General features: G+C 61.3%; 15 protein-coding genes, 1 tRNA gene and 1 riboswitch. Of the genes, 6 read left to right on the top strand and 10 right to left on the bottom strand.

Translation table 11 applies throughout. The features are described from left to right. Window positions 1–35: 35 nt before the first annotated feature. A riboswitch (glycine riboswitch) is annotated at window positions 36–123 on the bottom strand. Window positions 124–345: 222 nt separating this feature from the next. Both LAC81_RS08250 and LAC81_RS08245 read left to right on the top strand, forming a co-directional pair. Continuing rightward, window positions 346–735 (top strand): hypothetical protein, encoded by a 390-nt coding sequence (locus LAC81_RS08250; RefSeq protein ID WP_223727434.1) that lies wholly within the window; start codon window positions 346–348, stop codon window positions 733–735. 94 nt (window positions 736–829) lie between these two features. After that, the gene (locus LAC81_RS08245) at window positions 830–1,816 is read left to right on the top strand and encodes a DUF1775 domain-containing protein (protein WP_223727433.1); all 987 of its coding nucleotides are present in this window, start codon (window positions 830–832) and stop codon (window positions 1,814–1,816) included. A gap of 23 nt (window positions 1,817–1,839) precedes the next feature. Here LAC81_RS08245 and LAC81_RS08240 read toward each other — a convergent pair whose 3' ends face one another. Continuing rightward, window positions 1,840–2,196, bottom strand: coding sequence for a hypothetical protein (locus LAC81_RS08240; RefSeq protein ID WP_223727432.1), 357 nt, complete (start codon window positions 2,194–2,196; stop codon window positions 1,840–1,842). Between the two features lie 206 nt (window positions 2,197–2,402). Here LAC81_RS08240 and LAC81_RS08235 point away from each other — a divergent pair, with 206 nt between their 5' ends. Further along, a complete protein-coding gene (locus LAC81_RS08235; RefSeq protein ID WP_223727431.1) occupies window positions 2,403–2,864 on the top strand; it encodes a nuclear transport factor 2 family protein in 462 nt (153 codons plus the stop codon). Here the strand turns inward: LAC81_RS08235 and LAC81_RS08230 are convergent. Both LAC81_RS08230 and LAC81_RS08225 read right to left on the bottom strand, forming a co-directional pair. Then, entirely contained in the window at window positions 2,828–3,142 is a 315-nt protein-coding gene (locus tag LAC81_RS08230; protein ID WP_223727430.1) for a chaperone modulator CbpM, read from the bottom strand. The two genes, LAC81_RS08235 and LAC81_RS08230, sit on opposite strands and share 37 nt — an antisense overlap. Next, window positions 3,139–4,056 carry a DnaJ C-terminal domain-containing protein gene (locus LAC81_RS08225; RefSeq protein ID WP_223727429.1) on the bottom strand — a complete coding sequence of 306 codons (918 nt, stop codon included), beginning with the start codon at window positions 4,054–4,056 and terminating at the stop codon, window positions 3,139–3,141. The genes LAC81_RS08230 and LAC81_RS08225 overlap by 4 nt, the downstream gene beginning before the upstream one ends. 249 nt (window positions 4,057–4,305) lie before the next feature. Between LAC81_RS08225 and LAC81_RS08220 the strand changes: the two genes are divergently transcribed. Together LAC81_RS08220 and LAC81_RS38310 are read left to right on the top strand one after the other, a co-directional pair. Beyond that, a complete protein-coding gene (locus LAC81_RS08220) occupies window positions 4,306–4,548 on the top strand; it encodes a hypothetical protein (RefSeq protein WP_113539993.1) in 243 nt (80 codons plus the stop codon). 217 nt (window positions 4,549–4,765) lie between these two features. After that, window positions 4,766–4,891 carry a hypothetical protein gene (locus LAC81_RS38310; RefSeq protein ID WP_268906803.1) on the top strand — a complete coding sequence of 42 codons (126 nt, stop codon included), beginning with the start codon at window positions 4,766–4,768 and terminating at the stop codon, window positions 4,889–4,891. A 147-nt stretch (window positions 4,892–5,038) separates the two neighbouring features. Here the strand turns inward: LAC81_RS38310 and LAC81_RS08215 are convergent, their stop codons facing one another. From LAC81_RS08215 to LAC81_RS08195, 5 genes are all read right to left on the bottom strand, one after another. After that, entirely contained in the window at window positions 5,039–6,712 is a 1,674-nt protein-coding gene (locus LAC81_RS08215) for an ABC transporter ATP-binding protein/permease (RefSeq protein WP_419195809.1), read from the bottom strand. 25 nt (window positions 6,713–6,737) lie between these two features. Beyond that, the gene (locus tag LAC81_RS08210) at window positions 6,738–8,057 is read right to left on the bottom strand and encodes a glucoamylase family protein (RefSeq protein ID WP_223727427.1); all 1,320 of its coding nucleotides are present in this window, start codon (window positions 8,055–8,057) and stop codon (window positions 6,738–6,740) included. Between the two features lie 127 nt (window positions 8,058–8,184). Next, window positions 8,185–10,647, bottom strand: coding sequence for a phosphoketolase (locus LAC81_RS08205; protein WP_223727426.1), 2,463 nt, complete (start codon window positions 10,645–10,647; stop codon window positions 8,185–8,187). Window positions 10,648–10,857: 210 nt separating this feature from the next. Continuing rightward, window positions 10,858–11,523, bottom strand: coding sequence for a CBS domain-containing protein (locus tag LAC81_RS08200; RefSeq protein ID WP_223727425.1), 666 nt, complete (start codon window positions 11,521–11,523; stop codon window positions 10,858–10,860). A gap of 205 nt (window positions 11,524–11,728) precedes the next feature. Further along, window positions 11,729–11,804 (bottom strand) — tRNA-Ala (locus tag LAC81_RS08195). A gap of 182 nt (window positions 11,805–11,986) precedes the next feature. On the opposite strand from LAC81_RS08195, the gene LAC81_RS08190 reads away from it, so the two are divergent. Further along, complete coding sequence (locus tag LAC81_RS08190) at window positions 11,987–12,670, top strand: RNA ligase family protein (protein ID WP_223727424.1); 684 nt, start codon at window positions 11,987–11,989, stop codon at window positions 12,668–12,670. A 31-nt stretch (window positions 12,671–12,701) separates the two neighbouring features. On the opposite strand, the gene LAC81_RS08185 is transcribed toward LAC81_RS08190, so the two are convergent. Together LAC81_RS08185 and LAC81_RS08180 are read right to left on the bottom strand one after the other, a co-directional pair. Then, window positions 12,702–13,121: a GNAT family N-acetyltransferase gene (locus LAC81_RS08185; RefSeq protein WP_223727423.1), complete on the bottom strand. Its 420-nt coding sequence runs from the start codon at window positions 13,119–13,121 to the stop codon at window positions 12,702–12,704. 430 nt (window positions 13,122–13,551) lie between these two features. Next, window positions 13,552–17,355, bottom strand: coding sequence for a vitamin B12-dependent ribonucleotide reductase (locus LAC81_RS08180; protein ID WP_223727422.1), 3,804 nt, complete (start codon window positions 17,353–17,355; stop codon window positions 13,552–13,554). Window positions 17,356–18,020: the final 665 nt, after the last annotated feature.

The raw sequence follows: 18,020 nt of genomic DNA, 5'->3' as shown, positions 1-18,020 counted from the left end.
GCGAGCGTGAAAACGCTTCTCTCCAGAGTCCTACCGGCACCTTGCTGGTCCTTTGGCCTGAGAGTTTCCGGGGCGGTTGCTCCTTCGGCACCGGATTGAACCGGCTTCTCCCAACAAGATCGTCTCCAGATAACGGCGAAGGCGGGAGCTTGGCAAGAGGGCGGTGTCGCGCTGAAACACATTTTTGTCGCATGACCAAAAGACGCAGCCGACACCACTGCGGCAATTCTGCCTTTGCTTTCTTCTCCGGTTGAGGATAACCCAAAGCAGATACCAGAGCGGGGTGTGGAAAGGCATGTGCGTTTTCCGCCCGCGTGCCGCTCTAACCCACAAGAGTCGATCACGATGACAGGGCGCGAAGGCAGGTTCGGGATAGCGGTGCGGCTGATCGCCGTATTCGCGCTCGTGTTCCTGACTTTTGCCCATAAGCCGCTCAGCGCCAAGACGCTGACACCGGCCGAGATCGCCGCCTATCAACTGCCTGACGGTTCGATCGCCGAAATCTGCTTCGGCATGGACGGTGTCGACCACCAAAGTGGCAAGGGCCAGTCGATGGCCCCGGTCTGTGAAGCCTGCCGTCTCTCGGGCTCGGTCCTCCTGCCGGTTCCGCCGGTGGAGAGCGTGCGCGCCGAGGCGGGCACATGGCTCGTTTCTCCGCCCCTTGAAGAAAACGACGCTGCACATCAGCATCTGCGCCTGCTGCCGCCTTCACGCGGGCCGCCCGTGCGTTCGTAATCCTCCTCTCGCATCCCATTCAATGCGCCGCCGTCAAGCGGCTTGGACCACCGCAAATCGGGCAAAGTCCCGCGCGTGGTCAGGAGATTACGACATGACAAAGACCAGGATTGCTTCGCTTTCGCTCGGCCTTACCCTTGCCGCAAGCGGCATTGGCCACGCGCACGCCACGTTCGAAAACGACACGGCGCCGGTTGAGAGCACCTTCAAGGCGGTGCTGCAGGTACCGCACGGCTGCGACGGCAAGCCAACGACAGAAGTACAGATCAAGCTGCCGGAAGGGTTTGTCCTCGCCCAGCCGCAGCCGAAGCCCGGCTGGGAAATCGAAATCATCAAGGGCGACTACAAGAAGGCCTACGACAATCACGGCAAGAAGGTCACGTCCGGCCCGGTGGAAATCCGCTGGAAGGGCGGCAGCTTGCCGGACGAATATTACGACACCTTCGTCGTGCGCGGCAAAGTCTCGGGCTTCGACAAGGAGACGGTACTTGCGTTCCCGACTACGCAGCTTTGCGGAACCGAAGGCAAGGTCGTCTGGGACCAGGTTGCCGCCGAGGGTCAGAACGCGCATGACCTGAAGAGCCCGGCGCCGACCGTGACGGTCACGATGGCCGACGCCGAAGATCCGCATGCCGGCCATGGCGGACATATGGCTGGCGCAGACGGATCGGCGAAACTCGGCGACCTCGAGATCACTGGCGGCTCGGTGAAGGCCATGCTGCCCGGCGCCAAGGTCGGTGGCGGCTTCCTGACAATCAAGAATGGCGGCTCGAGCGAAGATCGGCTCGTCGCCGTCGAAAGCCCTGCGGCCGCACGCGTCGAGATCCATGAGATGAAAATGGAAAACGACGTGATGAAGATGCGCAAGCTGGATGACGGCGTTGCGCTGCCGGCCGGAGAGACGGTCGAGCTCAAGGCCGGCGGCCTGCATCTGATGTTCATGGACGTGAAAACGCCCTTCAAGGAAGGCGATGCCGTTCCTGTCACGCTCGTCTTCGAGAAGGCAGGCAAAGTCGATGCGGCGTTCCCGGTCGGCTCGGCCAAGGGCGGCGAGGCGGCCGGCGGCCACAAGCATCATTGATCAATGAGATTGCGACGGCCGCCTCAGGCAGCGTCGCTTTCACCCTCCTGGCCGGCCGGTTCATCCTGCCGGCCTTCGTTTTCCTGGTCCTCGGAACCATCGTCGTCATCGCGCATGAATTCGAGGTAGCGGCGCAGGGCATCGGCTTCCGAACGCTCCGGCAGGCGGCCGTCGGCACTTGCCAGCATGAAGGCGAGGGGCAGGGCGCCCCTGGTCTTGGGGACCGAGACCGGCGTCAGCGCGGGCTCCTCGGGCCGCCGTGTCGCAAGCAAGGTGATTGCTTCATCAGTCGGGCCGTCACCACGCACGCGTGCAGACGGCTTCAGCGCTTCCGCTGCATAGGCCGCTGTCGTCGCGGATACTGTGACGACCTGTGTCACGTCTTTCCTGCCTTGCCATTGTCAATCCATTCTTTTCGCTCAACTCCACTTGCAGGCGTGTAAAAACCGGTGCTTGCCTTTTAATAAAATCCTAACGACGGCCGGATTGGCGGCGTTTGCGGCGAAAGACCGGAAACGCAAAGCTGTACTTGCGATGTCACTAAAGTGCGCGCACACTCGCCCAGATAGAAACGGGGAGGCTTCATATGACCGAGCGAAGCATGCTGGAAACCAGGGTGCGGGCCCTCTACAGCGCCCGCAATGTCAACGACCTCGACACAATGATGGCGCAACTCGATCCCGACTTCAGCTTCCGCATCGTCGGAAACGCCAGGCTCGGCACCATGGCGCTCGCGGTCAACACACCGGAGACGGTGCGCAGCAGTTTCGAGGCGCTCGTACAGAACTGGGACCTGAGCGAGATGGAGATGGTCGGCGCTTACGCCGATGGCGACACCATCGTCGTCCACCGCGCCGGCGTCGTCTGCTTCGTTCCCTCGCAAACCCGCGAACGGACCGAGATCATCGACAAGTTCACGTTCCGTAACGGCCGGATCGTCGATCTGACAGAGTTCGTCGACACCTTGTTCGTTGCCGAGACGATGGGGCTGCTGGGCAGGTCGGGTGTAGACTATTCGCCCTCGACTCTCGACAGAATGAGCCTTTGAACCTCCGGATTCTGGGATCGGATGGCGTTCATCAACACGGCGAGACGGCCACGCAGGCCGTGGATCTGGTCGAGTAGCCGCATGGCGACATCGACGCCATCGTCGTTGACGCCCATCGGACCTGTCAGATCCTGGATCAGTCGGGCGCGGGCAAGGTCGGCCTCTTCGAACAGCCAGCCGGCCTCCACCTCCTGCGGCATCAGCCAGCGCTGTTCGACCCAGATGCGCAGGACCTTCACTTCGATATCGAGGTTTTCGCAGAATTCACGGTCGTTCATGCCTGGCCTCCCATGCCCTTGCGCGGGTCTTCCGTCTTTCCGGCTGCCCAGGTTTCAACGAAGGCGGAAAGCGCCGGATCAGGGCTCTGCGGCAGCACGATCTTCAGGCTGACATAGGCGTCGCCGTGGCCGCCGCCGGACTTGTGCAGACCCTTGCCCTTCAACCGCAATGTCTTGCCGGTGTTGGTGTGCGGCGGGATCGTGACGTTGACCGCGCCGTCGATCGTCGGAACCCGGATCTTGCCGCCGAGCACCGCTTCGCTGAGCGAGATCGGCACTTCATAACGAACATCATCGCCATCGGCCGCAAACAGAGGATGGGCCCGGACGCGAATGTCGATCAGGGCGTCCCCCGCCGGCGCGCCGTTGAAGCCGGGCTCGCCCTTGCCGCGCAACCGCAGCGTCTGGCCATCGCGCGTGCCGGGCGGGATCGTGAGATCGAGCGCCGGTCCGCCGCCTGGCAGGTTGATCTCGGTCCTGGTGCCGTTGGCCGCGTCGAGAAAGCTGATCTCCATCGAAAAATGCAGATCGCGGCCCCGCTGGCGTTGCTGCTGGCCGCCGCGACGGGAAAAGAAACTCGAGAAGATATCGTCCGAATCTGCGAAATCCGAGAATCCGTGGGCACTCTCGTAGCGTCCCGCCGTATCGCCGGAGGAGGCGTATTCGCGATAGTAGTGGCGGGGCGCAGTCTCTGCGCCCGTTTCGTCGATTTCGCCACGGTCGTATTTGCCGCGTTTCTCTTCGTCGCTAAGGAGCGCGTAAGCCGCCGAAACCGCCTTGAAACGGTCTTCCGCCCCCTTGTCTCCCGGGTTCAGATCCGGGTGCAGTTTCTTGGCGAGCTTTCGATAGGCGCTCTGGATGTCCTTTTGTGTCGCTTCGCGGCTGACGCCGAGCGTTTCGTATGGGCTCGTCATGGATCTCCCTCAGGCGGCAACGATCAAGGTCGGGTCACCGACACCCTGCGTGCGCGATAGTCATGCCTAAGAGCATAGGGCGGATTTCTGCGCGCGACAGGGGCAGTGCGCCATGCGTGACGCATTGTCGCCGACGCGCCACGCAGCCACCTGTACCTTCGACCATTTCGCGCATTCCCGATCTCTGATACAATCGATGACGGATTATGTTCGAGGCGCAATGTCGCCTTGGAGCTCGGGGAGGTCGAAATGTCCGTCCGCCTGCAACTCGCCATCATGGTCGGCCTGATGATCAATGCCATTCTGTTCGGGATCGGCATCGTGACGGTTCTCTCGGTCCCGGTGCTTGCCGACAACGCCAAATATTCGATCCCGGCGCTGGTGGTCGCCTGTTTCGTCACGACGCCATTCGTCGCCTGGATCATGGCGCCGCGGCTGCGCCTCAGATATTGGCAGGAGCGGGAACAGGCGGACAAGCACCAGCCGATCTAGCCAGCGCGCTCACCGATCATTGACCACGTTTCACGTTCATCCATGAAATTGCTGGGTGCGCGAGCCGCCAAGCGGTCGCCAGCACAATTTACATCTTCAACGATCAAGCGTTTTGTTATACCACCAACTAGATGCTGCTTGTCCTGTGCGATAGTCCTTATATACCCACTAGTCTCAAGGACATAGCCGCTGATAAGGCCCGAAAGGAACCGACTTCATGAGAACGATCGTATTGCTGTTCGCACTCGCCACTCTGGCCGGTTGCTCGCAGACCGGCGGCGGCGGCCCGCGCTATGTCGGTGGTGACGGCGACTACTACCAGGGCATCGTCGCCCCACGGTAACAGCGGTCGTTCTCGATCGATCACTTGGCTGATCCGGGCGCCTTCGCAAGAGGCATAGGGTGGCCTAGCCCGGCCTGTGCCGCAGGACATCGGCCGGCCCGCATCGCCCTCGGCGCTGCGCCGGGTAACGAGAGCGGTGCCAGCGGATCATGTTCGCAGGTGCGTCCAGGTCCAACGGCCATCGTCCTGACAATCCAGGACGGCGCCATAGAGATCACGCGCATCGCCTTCTTCGCCATTGTTGATACAAGTGATCGCGTTTTCGGTGAGCAGGTTCGCCACCTTCCGGAAGGTTTCGTGCCCGAGCGTCGCTTCAAGCCGATCTAGAAAAACATATCGCGGTCTGGCGAATAGCACCTTCGCGACAGCCAGAAGCTGTTGCTCGCCCAACGACATTTCCCGGTCCTGTTCCTTCTCCAGCCCGCTTGCATCGTGAACAAGGCTGCCGAGACCGAGGCTGTGCACAACCTCGAGCATTCGACTGTCGGAGATGTCGCCCGGTTCATCCGGCGGCAGAAGAATTTGCCGAAGCGAGCCCGGCGGCAGGTACGGTCGCTGCGGAAGAAACATCACCTCGTTCGGACGTGTGATCCGCCCGGTACCGGTGGTCGGAATTCCGGCAGTCGCCCTGAAGAGCGCTGCGCCGGCAGCCGCATGAGATCCCGATATCAGCACCGGCATTCCCTGCGGGATCGAAATCGACAGGTCGTGCAGCAAGGCGTGACCACCAGTTGAACCCAGCGTCACGTGGTCGAAGACCAGATCGCCCTCCTTTTTGACCAGTTCGACGCCAGTCGCACCCCTTGTTCGGCTCTTCTCAATGGCTTCCAGCAGGGAACTCAGCCGCGACACCACCGCGGCGAAGTTCGAGATGGAGTTGAACTGCCGAACGATCAGGGAGAACGCGCCGACGAGCATCGCGAAGGCCGCACCGGATTGCGTGATGACGCCGAACTCGATTTCCCCTCGCATGAAAGCGGGCGCAATGATCAGGTCCGGGATGATCTGTATCATCCAGTTATACCCGCTCGTAAAATAGGAAAGGTTCCGGTTGACAGCGGTGATGATGCGGATGTTGCCGACGAGGTCGTCGAGGCGGTGGATCAACCTTGTTCTTTGCTGCCCCTCGACGCCCGTCACCATCACCGACTCGGCATTCTCGCGGACATGCATGAGGCTGGATCTGAAGCTCGCTTCCTTGTCGAGCCGTTCGTAGTTCAGGCCGATGAGAGGCCGTCCCAGCACGATCGTCATGTACGAGCCGCAGGCGGCATAGAGCACAGCCACGACGAATAGCAGCGGGCTGATGGACCATAACACACCGGAGAACGTCACCACCGTCAGCGTGCTGCTGAACAGCATGATGATGTAGGAGAGCGTCGTGACGGTGAACGCCTGGATGTCTTCGGATATTCGCTGGTCCGGATGGCTCAGCGTGCCCGAGACCTCCACGCGGTAATAAGTCTCATTCTCCAGATAGAGATCGACGGCGCGCCGGGTCATGAATTCGCGCCAGAGCAGCGCCAACCGTTCCTCGACAAAGCGTGCGATGACACCGGTAACGGTGAGGACGGCAAACACGCAGACATAAAACACGGCCTGCCGGATGAACTCGTCCATCTGGCGTTCGGCGATCGCGGTCATGAAATTGCGGCCGACGTAGTTGTTGACGACGTTGAGGCCGTTCAAGCCGAACAGCAGCGCCATCAGTCCGACGAACATCCACCTGGCCCTGCCACCGACTTCGGAGGTCAAGAGCATTCGAACAGCCCGTGCAAAGCGAAGTGCGGTTGTTCTGATCGGCACTGGCTGGCTGTCCATCAGAGTACCTTTGTTGATTTGGCCCTCAGAGCCAGCCGCCGGAGAAACCTGCTCGCCTCAACCCCACCACGATCGGCGCACACCCGCGCATGATGTTCCATAGCAAGCCGGTTCGGTAATTCTCGATCATCAGGACCACCGGGCCCTGGTCGATGCCGAAGTGATAGGGGCTGACCCACCAGCCGGATTCGCTTCCCTCGACGGGAAAGCTTCGGTTGAAGGAGGGCTTGAAGCCGTAAAGCTTGGTCATGCCGAGGTTCATGCGGGCGCAATTCCAGACTGTCGGGATCACGATCTCCGGGGCAAACGGCAGCGAGGCGACGACGGACCAAGGCGACACGGTACCATCGTCCGGGCCGAAGGGAGCGCCGCGGGCGAGGTAGTCGAAGAACTCTCGTTCGGTGCCGTTTACATTGCGCTTGGTCCAGCCCGGTCCGTCGCTCGCCGTGAAGCCCCAGCAATGCTCGCCGTAGCCGACAAAATTCAGCGGGTTGCGGATGGCATATTCCTGCTGGACGAAGGTGGCGTGCCGGCTGTTCTGGAAATAATCGCTGTTGTGTTCGCGCATGAATTCGTCGCGGATACCGCGGAAATCGATCCACATGTGCGAGAGCTGGTGGGTAAATAGCGGTCCCGAATAGAGCAATTCTCGACCGTAGAGGTTCCGCCAATCGTAGCTCGCCGTATAGGCCGTATAGGCTTCCGGCGGTAGCGGATGGGTGGGCGAGCCGAGGCCGAGGATATAGAGCAGCAGGCCCTCGTCGTATCCACGCCAGCGATAGGGTATGAAGCCGTTTTCCGGCCGCCAGCCGTGGGTGAGCGTTAACCCGTGGTCGCAGGCCCAGTTCCAGTCGGCCCGTTCATAGAGTGCGTTTGCCACCCTGCGGATTTCGACTTCCTCGGCATCGTCGCCGTCGAAATAGGCGGCAACCGTCAACGCGCCGGCGAAAAGGAAGGCGGAGTCGATCGTCGACAGTTCGCACTCCCAAACGCGCCTGCCGGTTTCGATATCGAGGAAGTGATAGAAGAAGCCCTTGTAGCCGGAGGCGTCCGGCTCAGGACCTTGCGGGCATTGCAGCAGAAACTGCAACCGTCGACGCGCGATCTTCGCGGCGAACTTGCGAATGACGATGCCGCGCTCGACAAGCACGGGGATCGTCGCGAGCGCCATGCCGATCGCCGCGATGCTTGCGGGCGCATCTTCCTGCGTCTTGTCGCGCACGAGCCCGTTGTCGGGGTTCGTGCAATGCAGATAGTAGAGCAGGGTGGTGAACTGCAGCCGCGCAAGATCCTGCTCGGTCGGCATCCGGTTCAGTTCGGGATCTGTCGACAATAATTCCGACATAGCCAGCCAGCTGCGATTGCGACGCGTGGTTCATTCATCCAACGTAGGCGAGACGCTCCCTCCGGAGCGACCCGCGAGCCCGATCAAGCGATCGGAGCAAGGTCGTCAGTGCGGCAGCACGCAGGCCCTAGACATTGTCGCCTTCCGTTGACGTCGACGGTTTTGCCTGTTGCGCATCCTTGACGCCCCATTTCCAGCCGCTGATCGAGGGCATGTCGTCACCATGCTTCTCGATATACTCCCGATGCTCGATCAGCTTGGCCTGGATTGCCTGCTTGAAATAGGCAGCACGGGCGCCGAGTTGCGGCAGACGGTCGATGACATCGCCAGCGAGGTGGAAGCGATCAAGCTCGTTCAGCACCACCATGTCGAACGGCGTCGTCGTCGTGCCTTCCTCCTTGTAGCCGCGGACATGCAGGTTGTCGTGGTTGGTCCGGCGGTAGGTGAGGCGGTGGATCAGCCACGGATAGCCGTGGAAGGCGAAGATGATCGGTTTGTCGCGGGTGAAGATGCCATCGAAATCCCGATCGGAGAGGCCATGGGGGTGCTCTTCGGCCGGCTGCAACTTCATCAGGTTGACCACGTTGACGACCCGGACCTTCACTTCCGGAAGATGCTCGCGCAGCAATTGGACTGCGGCCAGCGTTTCCAATGTCGGCACGTCGCCGCAGCAGGCCATCACGACGTCCGGCTCACTATTGGCATCGTTGCTCGCCCATTCCCAGATGCTGACGCCCATGCTGCAATGGCGCACGGCCTGTTCCATCGTCAGCCATTGCGGGCCTGGCTGCTTGCCAGCGACGACGACATTGACGTAGTTGCGGCTGCGCAGACAGTGATCGGTAACGGACAGCAGCGTGTTGGCATCCGGCGGCAGATAGACACGCACGACTTCCGCCTTCTTGTTGACGACGTGATCGATGAAGCCCGGATCCTGGTGGCTGAAGCCGTTGTGGTCCTGGCGCCAGACATGGGAACTCAGGAAATAGTTCAGCGACCCGATGGGCCGGCGCCAGGGGATCTCGTTGCAGACCTTCAGCCACTTGGCATGCTGGTTGAACATGGAATCGATGATGTGGATGAACGCCTCGTAGCACGAGAAGAAGCCATGGCGGCCGGTCAAGAGATAACCTTCGAGCCAGCCCTGGCACTGGTGTTCACTGAGCACCTCCATGATGCGTCCATCCGGTGAGAGGTGGTCGTCCTCCGGATAGATCTCGGCCATGTAGCAGCGGTTGGTGACCTCCAGCACATCCTGCCAGCGGTTGGAGTTGTTTTCGTCCGGGCTGAACAGACGGAAGTTCTTGGCATCCATGTTGTTCTTCATCACGTCGCACAGGAACTTGCCCATGACGCGGGCCGCTTCCACAGTAGTCGCGCCTGGACGCGGAACGTCGACGGCATAATCCCGGAAAGCCGGCATCTTCAGGTCATGCAACAACAGCCCGCCATTGGCGTGCGGGTTGTCGCTCATGCGGCGATGACCCTTTGGCGCGAGTGCTGCGATCTCCGGCTTCAGCCGGCCCTGATCGCTGAAAAGCTCCTCGGGTCGATAGCTCTTCATCCATTGCTCGAGGATGCGGATGTGCTCGGGCTTGTCCATCTCGCCCATCGGCACCTGGTGCGCCCGCCAGTAGTCCTCGCATTTCTTGCCGTCGATCTCCGGGGGGCAGGTCCAGCCCTTCGGCGTACGGAAGACGATCATCGGCCAGGCCGGCCGCTTCAGATTGCCCCTCACGCGGGCATCGTCCCAGATCCGGCGGATCTCGGCCATCGCCGTATCGAGCACAGCGGCGAGCTGCTGATGCACGCTTGCCGGATCATGCCCTTCCACGAAATAGGGCCTGTAACCCATGCCCTCGAAGAACTTCTGCAACTCGTCGCGCGGAATGCGGGCAAGGAAGCAGGGATTGGCGATCTTGTAGCCGTTCAGATGCAGGATCGGCAGGACGCAGCCGTCGCGGGCAGGGTTCAGGAACTTGTTGCTTTGCCAGCCGGTCGCAAGCGGCCCGGTCTCGGCCTCGCCATCGCCGACGATGCAGGCGACGACGAGGTCCGGATTGTCGAAGGCGGCGCCATAGGCGTGGCTCAGCGCATAACCGAGTTCGCCGCCCTCGTGGATGCTGCCGGGCGTTTCCGGCGCCACATGGCTCGGTATGCCGCCGGGAAAGCTGAACTGCTTGAACAGCCGCTGCATGCCCTCGGCGTCTTCGCTGATGTTCGGATAGAACTCGGTGTAGGTCCCTTCCAGATAGGCGTGCGCCACCAGCGACGGCCCGCCGTGCCCCGGACCGATGATGTAGATCATGTTGAGATCGTCGCGCTTGATCACGCGGTTGAGATGCACATAGAGCATGTTGAGGCCGGGCGAGGTGCCCCAATGGCCGAGCAGGCGTGGCTTGATGTGTTCGCGTTTCAGCGGCTCGCGCAGCAGCGGATTGTCGAGCAGGTAAATCTGGCCGACGGAGAGGTAGTTCGAGGCGCGCCAATAGGCGTCCATCAGGCGGAGTTCATCTGCCGACAATGGCGTTGTTGAATGCGAGCTCCCGGATGCCGTCTCTTTCATCGATGCCGTTTCAGGCGAAACCATCTGAACCTCCCGATCATTAGGACATTGCCTGGATTTCTCCGGCTTGCAGTCGTGCAAGCCACTGCAGTCTTGTGAGTTCGATACGGTTGTTGCTGTTTCCCGGTGACGGACGGAAGGTGGAACGCCTGTCTTCGGACGACAGCGGCATGGATCGTCTTGCTATTTCGGCGCCGCGAACACGTCCATGCCGCGGCGGTCTCGCGGCGGGCGCTATTGCGGATAGGGCTCGGAGAAGTGCTCGACCACGCCCCGAACGCCACGCACGCTTTCGGCGAGGATCCGCGCGGCCTTCCGGCAGTCGGCAGTCTCCACGTTGCCCCAGAGATGGACGATGCCGTCGGTGACCGCGACCTTCACATCCAGCCCTTCGAGGCCGGTGTTCTCGCCGAGGCGCACGAGAATGCTGCGCCGGATGGCTTCATCCCCCGCAGCCGTCTCATCCTGCTTTGCTGTCAAAACCGCCTGCAACAGATCGGCGCGGCTGACGATGCCGACGAGAACTCCGTTTCTGAGGACAGGAATGCGCTTGATGCCGCGCTCCTGCATCAGCGCCGCCACGCGCGCAACGGACGCACCTTCGTCGATCGTGACCGGATCGGCCGTCATCGCGTCGCCGACGCGCCAGGAGGACCGCCGTACATAGGCGCTGGCCCGATCATCGGCGCCCAGCGTTGCGTCTACCACCGGCACGCCGCCGCCAAGCTCCGTCCGACGGATCAGATCGCCTTCACTGATCAACCCCACCAGACGGCCTTCATCGTCAACGACGGGGATGCCGCTGACATGATTGTCGAGCATAATCCGGGCTGCCTGTCTGACGCTGTTGTCTGGGGATAGCTTGACGACGGACGTCGTCATCACATCTTTAACGCGCATGTCGATCCAACCCCGAAAAGGACTTTGGTACCGTCACCAGCGAGCGTAAGGTAAACCTATCGTGGCTGTTCGACAACCTGTTCGTGGGGCGATACTCGAGTTGGGCGCTGCAGATAACTGAACCCCGTTGCAGCTTCTAGGCGAGCGCGCACACCCGTGCATCGCTCGACCGGGTTTCGCTGTCTCGATGTGCGCAGGATGTTCCTGGTGGAGCCGAAGGGAGTCGAACCCTCGACCTCCGCAGTGCGATTGCGGCGCTCTCCCAACTGAGCTACGGCCCCGTTCCAGTGGGATCATGAACAAATCCATGGTCTTTGCAAGAGCAACGTAACGAACCTAGGTCCGTCCGGAATCTGCGAGTGGCGGCAGGCCGTCCACCCAGGTTGCGATGGGTCTAGCTCAACTTTGACAGGTAGCGCGCTTTTCTCGTATCGAAAGGCAACACTTTCGTGCAGGGACTTTGATGGACGATCTGAAATATCCGCGTACCTATCACTTGCCGACCAGTCCCGGGCTCCAAAGCGACGACAAGCGGATGCCGGACCTTGCACCTTTCCAGGGTAGGCGGGTGATCGTCACCGAAAAAATGGACGGCGAATGCACGACGCTCACCGCGACCAGATGCTTTGCCCGATCGCCGGACAGTGGCTATCATCCCTCGCGCGACTGGCTGCGCGCCTACCATGCGCGCCGTGCGGCTCATATCCCGAATGATTGGCGGGTTTCGGGCGAGTATCTCTACGCCCGGCACTCGATTGCCTACACTCGCGCATCCGGCAATGCTCTACAGTCGTACTTTTACGGCTTTGGCGTCTGGGACGATCGCAACACGCTTCTGGATTGGGATACCACGCTCGAAATCCTGGCGATGCTGGAAGTCGAACCGGTCCCGGTCCTCTATGATGGACCGTTCGGCAGTGACCTCGTCCAGAATGTCGTGGCGGGCTTGGATATGTCGCGCCAGGAAGGTTTTGTCATCCGCCTCGCCGAGCAGATGCCTTACCCTGCGGGAACGGGCAGCGCCGGCCGCTTCTTTGATGGCATCGCCAAGTGGGTTCGAGGTAACCACGTCACCAGCGAACGACACTGGATGGCCGGCCCCGTCATACCAAACGAACTGCGAGAGGGGAGCGACGCAACGCCATAAGCCGGAGGCTCTCTCCACCGCCCGGCATTCACTAAAAGAAGCGCTTCTTCAGGAAATAGCGCGCAATCGCGCCTTCGCCGCCCTCAAGCTCACCGAACACCAGGAAACCGAGCTTCTCATAAAAGGGGCGGGCCTGGAACTCGAAGATGTCGAGCCAGAGTCCGACACGCGCAATCTTCTCCGCTTCCTCGATCAATCGCCGACCAAGGCCCTGGCCGCGATACTCATCGGGAACGGCGAGGTAGCGGATGAAGGCCCAGCCGTAACCATCCGCCGCGTAGAGTCCGCCAATCGTGGTCCCGGTCTCAGCGTCACGCAGCAGAACGGCAAAGCCGGGCAGATCCGCCATGCCTGCATGGGCTTCATTGTAGGCATCCAGCGTGGCGACGATGCCATGGAGGTCATCTCTGCTGGGGTCCTCGAGAATGATGTCAATGATGGGGGCGGGCATGACGAAAACTCGGTTTGCCGCTGAAATCATCGGCCGACGGGGCCACCTTCGCTTAGATCGGCAATCCCCGGCGCTATCGAAGGACCGCCGTCGTAAGCGCCCTTTGAATACCCTGGACGTCCGTTTCCTTCTTCGTCCGCAGGATCCACCGTCGAACCATGACCAAGCAGCCCATCGAACAGTCCCATTGACACTCTCCCTATTTGCCGTGTGGCGGATGCGGATGGTGCGACACATTATTTAGAGACCGCATCGGCCTGCGCAAGGTTGCATTGGCGTGTTTGGCTTCCGAGGGGCGGAGGTCCGCCCGTGATCAAGCAGAAAGGGCCGCTGGTCGAAAACCAGCGGCCCTTCGCGATATCATCATGTCATCTCAGCGGTGTCCGCGACGCTTGTTGCCGCGGCCACCACCACCGCATTTGCGATCTGCTTAGCTGCAGCCGCTAGTGGCGCCGCAGGTGTCGCACTTCTCGCAGGTGCCGTTGCGCACCATCGTGAAGTTCTGGCACTCGGTGCACATGTTGCCGGTATAGCCCTGCATGATCGAGCGGGCGCGGCGTTCGGCTTCCACCTTCTTGGCGTCCGTCTTGGCCGATGCCGCTTCCGCAGCTGCCTTGTCGGAGAAGAGGGCGGTCACTTCCGTTGCGGTCTCGACCGTTTCTTCGGCGATCTCCTCGGCCAGTTCCGCCGCGCGCTCTTCGTAGTCGCGCTTGAAGGCAACGATTTCAGAAGTCGAGATCGCCGTCGTCTGCTCGATCTTGCGGACCGTGTTGCCGGCAATCGAGGTTACGGTGGCGGTCGAAGAGGCTCGGGCAGGGGCGGTCGTCGACGAACCCTTCGGCTCACCGGCGCGTTCGGCCGTACCACCAACGATCGTCGGCTTGTAGCCGCGCGTCCAGCCGGTGGAGATCAGGTTGGTCTTGCCTTCCTGGATGCCCTTGCCGAGCGCCGTGTTGCTGAAGTCGGACGTGTCGACATGAGCGAGATCGTGGCGGCCGAGGTAAGACACGGCCAACTCCCGGAAGACGTAGTCGAGGATCGACGTCGCGTTCTTGATTGCGTCGTTGCCCTGGACCATGCCGGCCGGCTCGAACTTGGTGAAGGTGAAGGCCTCCACATATTCTTCGAGCGGCACGCCATATTGCAGGCCGAGAGAGATGGCGATGGCGAAGTTGTTCATCATCGCACGGAAGGCGGCCCCTTCCTTGTGCATGTCGATGAAGATCTCGCCGAGGCGGCCGTCACCGAACTCGCCGGTGCGCAGATACACCTTGTGACCGCCGACGACGGCCTTCTGGGTGTAGCCCTGGCGGCGGTTCGGCAGCTTTTCGCGGGCGCGGATCACCTTTTCGATGACGCGTTCGACGATCTTCTCGGTGATGGTCACGGCCTGGGCGGCGGCGGGCGCCTGGATCAGATCCTCCAGCGCATCCTCGTCCTTGTCGTCCTCAATCAGCGAGGCGTTGAGCGGCTGCGACAGCTTGGAGCCGTCGCGATAGAGGGCGTTTGCCTTCAGCGCCAGCTTCCACGAGAGCATGTAGGCGTTCTTGCAGTCCTCGACGGTCGCCTCATTCGGCATGTTGATCGTCTTGGAGATGGCGCCGGAGATGAACGGCTGGGCCGCCGCCATCATGCGGATGTGGCTTTCGACCGAGAGGTAACGCTTGCCGATCTTGCCGCAGGGGTTGGCGCAATCGAAGACGGGCAGGTGCTCGTTCTTCAGGAACGGCGCGCCTTCCAGCGTCATGGCACCGCAGACATGGATGTTGGCAGCTTCGATGTCCTTCTTGGAGAAGCCCAAGTGGTCGAGCAGGTTGAAATCCATCGCGGCGAGCTGTTCGTCGGAGACCTTCAGCGTACCCTTGAGGAAGTCGGCGCCGAGCGTCCACTGGTTGAAGACGAACTTGATATCGAAGGCAGACTTCAGCGCGGCGTTGACGGCTTCCACCTTCTCGTCGGTGAAGCCCTTGGCCTTCAGCGTTGACGGGTTGATCGCCGGCGCCTGGTTCAGGTTGCCGTGGCCGACCGCGTAGGCCTCGATCTCGGCGATCTGGCTTTCGCTGTAGCCGAGCGAACGCAGCGCTTCCGGAACGGCGCGGTTGATGATCTTGAAGTAGCCGCCACCGGCGAGCTTCTTGAACTTCACCAGCGCGAAGTCCGGCTCGATGCCGGTCGTGTCGCAGTCCATGACGAGGCCGATCGTGCCGGTCGGCGCGATAACGGTTGCCTGGGCGTTGCGGTAACCGTGCTTCTCGCCGAGTTCCAGGGCCTTGTCCCAGGCGCTCATGGCGTGGATGACGAGGTCCTGGTCCGGGTTGTCCGAGTGGATGAGGGCGACCGGGTTGACCGACAGCGCCTCATAGCCAGTTGTCTCGCCATAGGCGGCACGGCGGTGGTTGCGGATGACGCGCAGCATGTTGTCGCGGTTCGGCGCAAAGCCCGGGAACGGACCGAGCTTCTCGGCCATTTCGGCGGAGGTGGCGTAGGAGATGCCCGTCATGATCGCGGTCAGCGCACCGGCAATGGCGCGGCCTTCGGCGCTGTCATAGGGGATGCCCGAGGACATCAGCAGGCCGCCGATATTGGCGTAACCGAGGCCGAGCGTGCGGTACTCATAGGAGAGTTCGGCAATCTCGCGGGACGGGAACTGCGCCATCATGACCGAAACTTCGAGAACGATGGTCCATAGGCGGACTGCGTGCTCGTAGTCGGCGATGTTGATGCGCTTGGTCGCCGCATCCTTGAACATCATCAGGTTCAGCGAGGCGAGGTTGCAGGCGGTGTCGTCGAGGAACATGTATTCCGAGCACGGGTTCGACGCGCGGATCGGGCCGGCGGCGGGGCTGGTGTGCCAGTCGTTCATCGTCGTGTTGAAGTGCAGTCCCGGATCGGCCGATGCCCAGGCGGCGTAGGAGATCGACTCCCAGAGATCGCGCGCCTTCAGCGTCTTCATGACGCGACCGTCCTTGCGGGCCGTCAGGTTCCAGTCGCCATCGGCTTCGACGGCGCGCAGGAAGTCGTCCTTGATCGAGACCGAGTTGTTGGAGTTCTGGCCGGAAACCGTCAGGTAGGCTTCCGAATCCCAGTCGGTGTCATAGGTCTTGAACTCGAGGTCCTTGTAACCCTGCTTGGCAAACTGGATGACGCGCTGGACGTAGTTTTCCGGAACCAGCGCCTGCTTGGCAGCGCGGATCTCGCGCTTCAGCGCCGGATTCTGCTTCGGGTCATAGCAGGCGTCGTCGGTGCCGTCGCAGTTGACGCAGGCCTTCATGATCGCCTTCAAATGCTTGGCGACGACCTTCGAACCGGTAACGAGCGCGGCAACCTTCTGCTCTTCCTTGACCTTCCAGTTGATGTATTCCTCGATATCGGGATGGTCGATATCGACGACGACCATCTTGGCGGCGCGGCGGGTGGTGCCACCCGACTTGATGGCGCCGGCGGCGCGGTCGCCGATCTTCAGGAACGACATCAGGCCGGAGGACTTGCCGCCGCCCGAGAGCTTTTCGCCTTCACTGCGCAGGTGCGAGAAGTTGGAGCCGGTGCCGGAGCCATACTTGAACAGGCGCGCTTCACGCACCCAAAGGTCCATAATGCCGCCTTCGTTGACGAGATCGTCAGCGACCGACTGGATGAAGCAGGCGTGCGGCTGCGGGTGTTCGTAGGCCGACTTGGACTTCGTCAGCTTGCCGGTGAAGGGATCGACATAGTAGTGGCCCTGACCGGGGCCATCGATGCCATAGGCCCAGTGCAGGCCAGTGTTGAACCATTGCGGCGAGTTCGGCGCAACGCGCTGGGTGGCGAGCATGTAGGCGAGTTCGTCGCGGAAGGCGGAGGCGTCTTCTTCGGTATCGAAATAGCCGCCCTTCCAGCCCCAATAGGCCCAGGTACCGGCCAGGCGATCGAAAACCTGGCGAGCATCGGTTTCGGAACCGTAGTGTTCTTCCTTGGGCAGCGTCTTCAGCGCTTCAGCATCCGGAACGGAGCGCCAGAGGAAAGAGGGGACATCGTTCTCCTCGACGCGCTTCATCTTGGCCGGAACGCCAGCCTTGCGGAAATACTTCTGGGCGAGAATGTCGGCAGCGACCTGGCTGAACTGTGCCGGAACGTCGATATCGGCAAGACGGAACACGATCGAACCATCGGGGTTCTTGATCTCACTCGTAGCCTTGCGGAATTCGATCTCCGCATAGGCAGATTGCCCGGCCTTGGTGAAACGACGTTCGATCTTCATTGTCCCTGGTCCTTCGTGTTGCCTAGCGCCCGCCACAGGCGCAATTGTCCCCGCCCGGCCGCGAGGGGCATCCCGCAGCCAGTCTCAGCTTCCGTCCTTTGGAGAGAAACCCACAGTTGGGTGACCCTGTATCTTGTGAGATAGGCTGACTGCAAGCACTAAATATAGTGTTAACAGCTGATTTATGCCAGCCAATTGTTGCTCAAACGGGCCTCAAAGATCGCACAAAAATCCTCACGGCGACCGCATGGTGAAATCCATGACCGCCGCCTGTCAGAACCGCCGATTTGGTGAGATGAACCGGGCGCTAAACAATCCGGTCCGCCGCCGTCGCAACGTAAAATCCATTAACCGTGAATCGTCCGGGGGCGTCAAGGGGTGGTTTGTGACGGAAGTTTGAGCGCTAGATGTTGTGTGGACCGACTGTGGAAAACGGGGACATCGAGCAACCCCATGAAAATCAGGCACTTCCGCAGCTTGCCTGTGAGACTGCCGCAACAATCCGCGCCAGATCAAAAAATTGACGGGTAAAAAGCCGTATAAAAACCATCCCTAACGGCACCCTCGGTTGCGCCAGATCAAGTGATATGGGGTGGCCCGAGTGATTCGGATCTCGCGCCCTGTAACCGCTGGCCTTTTGTCGCCACAACGAAACACAGACACTG

Source organism: Ensifer adhaerens, assembly GCF_020035535.1.
Lineage (GTDB): Bacteria > Pseudomonadota > Alphaproteobacteria > Rhizobiales > Rhizobiaceae > Ensifer.
Note: the sequence above shows the minus strand (reverse complement) of the source record. Positions and strands in the feature narration are given on the sequence as shown.

Bases quoted from the DNA above. Each gene is read 5' to 3' on its own strand.
- LAC81_RS08250 (WP_223727434.1), top strand. From the start codon at position 346: ATGACAGGGCGCGAAGGCAGGTTCGGGATAGCGGTGCGGCTGATCGCC.
- LAC81_RS08245 (WP_223727433.1), top strand. From the start codon at position 830: ATGACAAAGACCAGGATTGCTTCGCTTTCGCTCGGCCTTACCCTTGCC.
- LAC81_RS08235 (WP_223727431.1), top strand. From the start codon at position 2,403: ATGACCGAGCGAAGCATGCTGGAAACCAGGGTGCGGGCCCTCTACAGC.
- LAC81_RS08230 (WP_223727430.1), bottom strand. From the start codon at position 3,142: ATGAACGACCGTGAATTCTGCGAAAACCTCGATATCGAAGTGAAGGTC.
- LAC81_RS08225 (WP_223727429.1), bottom strand. From the start codon at position 4,056: ATGACGAGCCCATACGAAACGCTCGGCGTCAGCCGCGAAGCGACACAA.
- LAC81_RS08220 (WP_113539993.1), top strand. From the start codon at position 4,306: ATGTCCGTCCGCCTGCAACTCGCCATCATGGTCGGCCTGATGATCAAT.
- LAC81_RS38310 (WP_268906803.1), top strand. From the start codon at position 4,766: ATGAGAACGATCGTATTGCTGTTCGCACTCGCCACTCTGGCCGGTTGC.
- LAC81_RS08215 (WP_419195809.1), bottom strand. From the start codon at position 6,712: ATGGACAGCCAGCCAGTGCCGATCAGAACAACCGCACTTCGCTTTGCA.
- LAC81_RS08210 (WP_223727427.1), bottom strand. From the start codon at position 8,057: ATGTCGGAATTATTGTCGACAGATCCCGAACTGAACCGGATGCCGACC.
- LAC81_RS08205 (WP_223727426.1), bottom strand. From the start codon at position 10,647: ATGGTTTCGCCTGAAACGGCATCGATGAAAGAGACGGCATCCGGGAGC.
- LAC81_RS08200 (WP_223727425.1), bottom strand. From the start codon at position 11,523: ATGCGCGTTAAAGATGTGATGACGACGTCCGTCGTCAAGCTATCCCCA.
- LAC81_RS08190 (WP_223727424.1), top strand. From the start codon at position 11,987: ATGGACGATCTGAAATATCCGCGTACCTATCACTTGCCGACCAGTCCC.
- LAC81_RS08185 (WP_223727423.1), bottom strand. From the start codon at position 13,121: ATGCCCGCCCCCATCATTGACATCATTCTCGAGGACCCCAGCAGAGAT.
- LAC81_RS08180 (WP_223727422.1), bottom strand. From the start codon at position 17,355: ATGAAGATCGAACGTCGTTTCACCAAGGCCGGGCAATCTGCCTATGCG.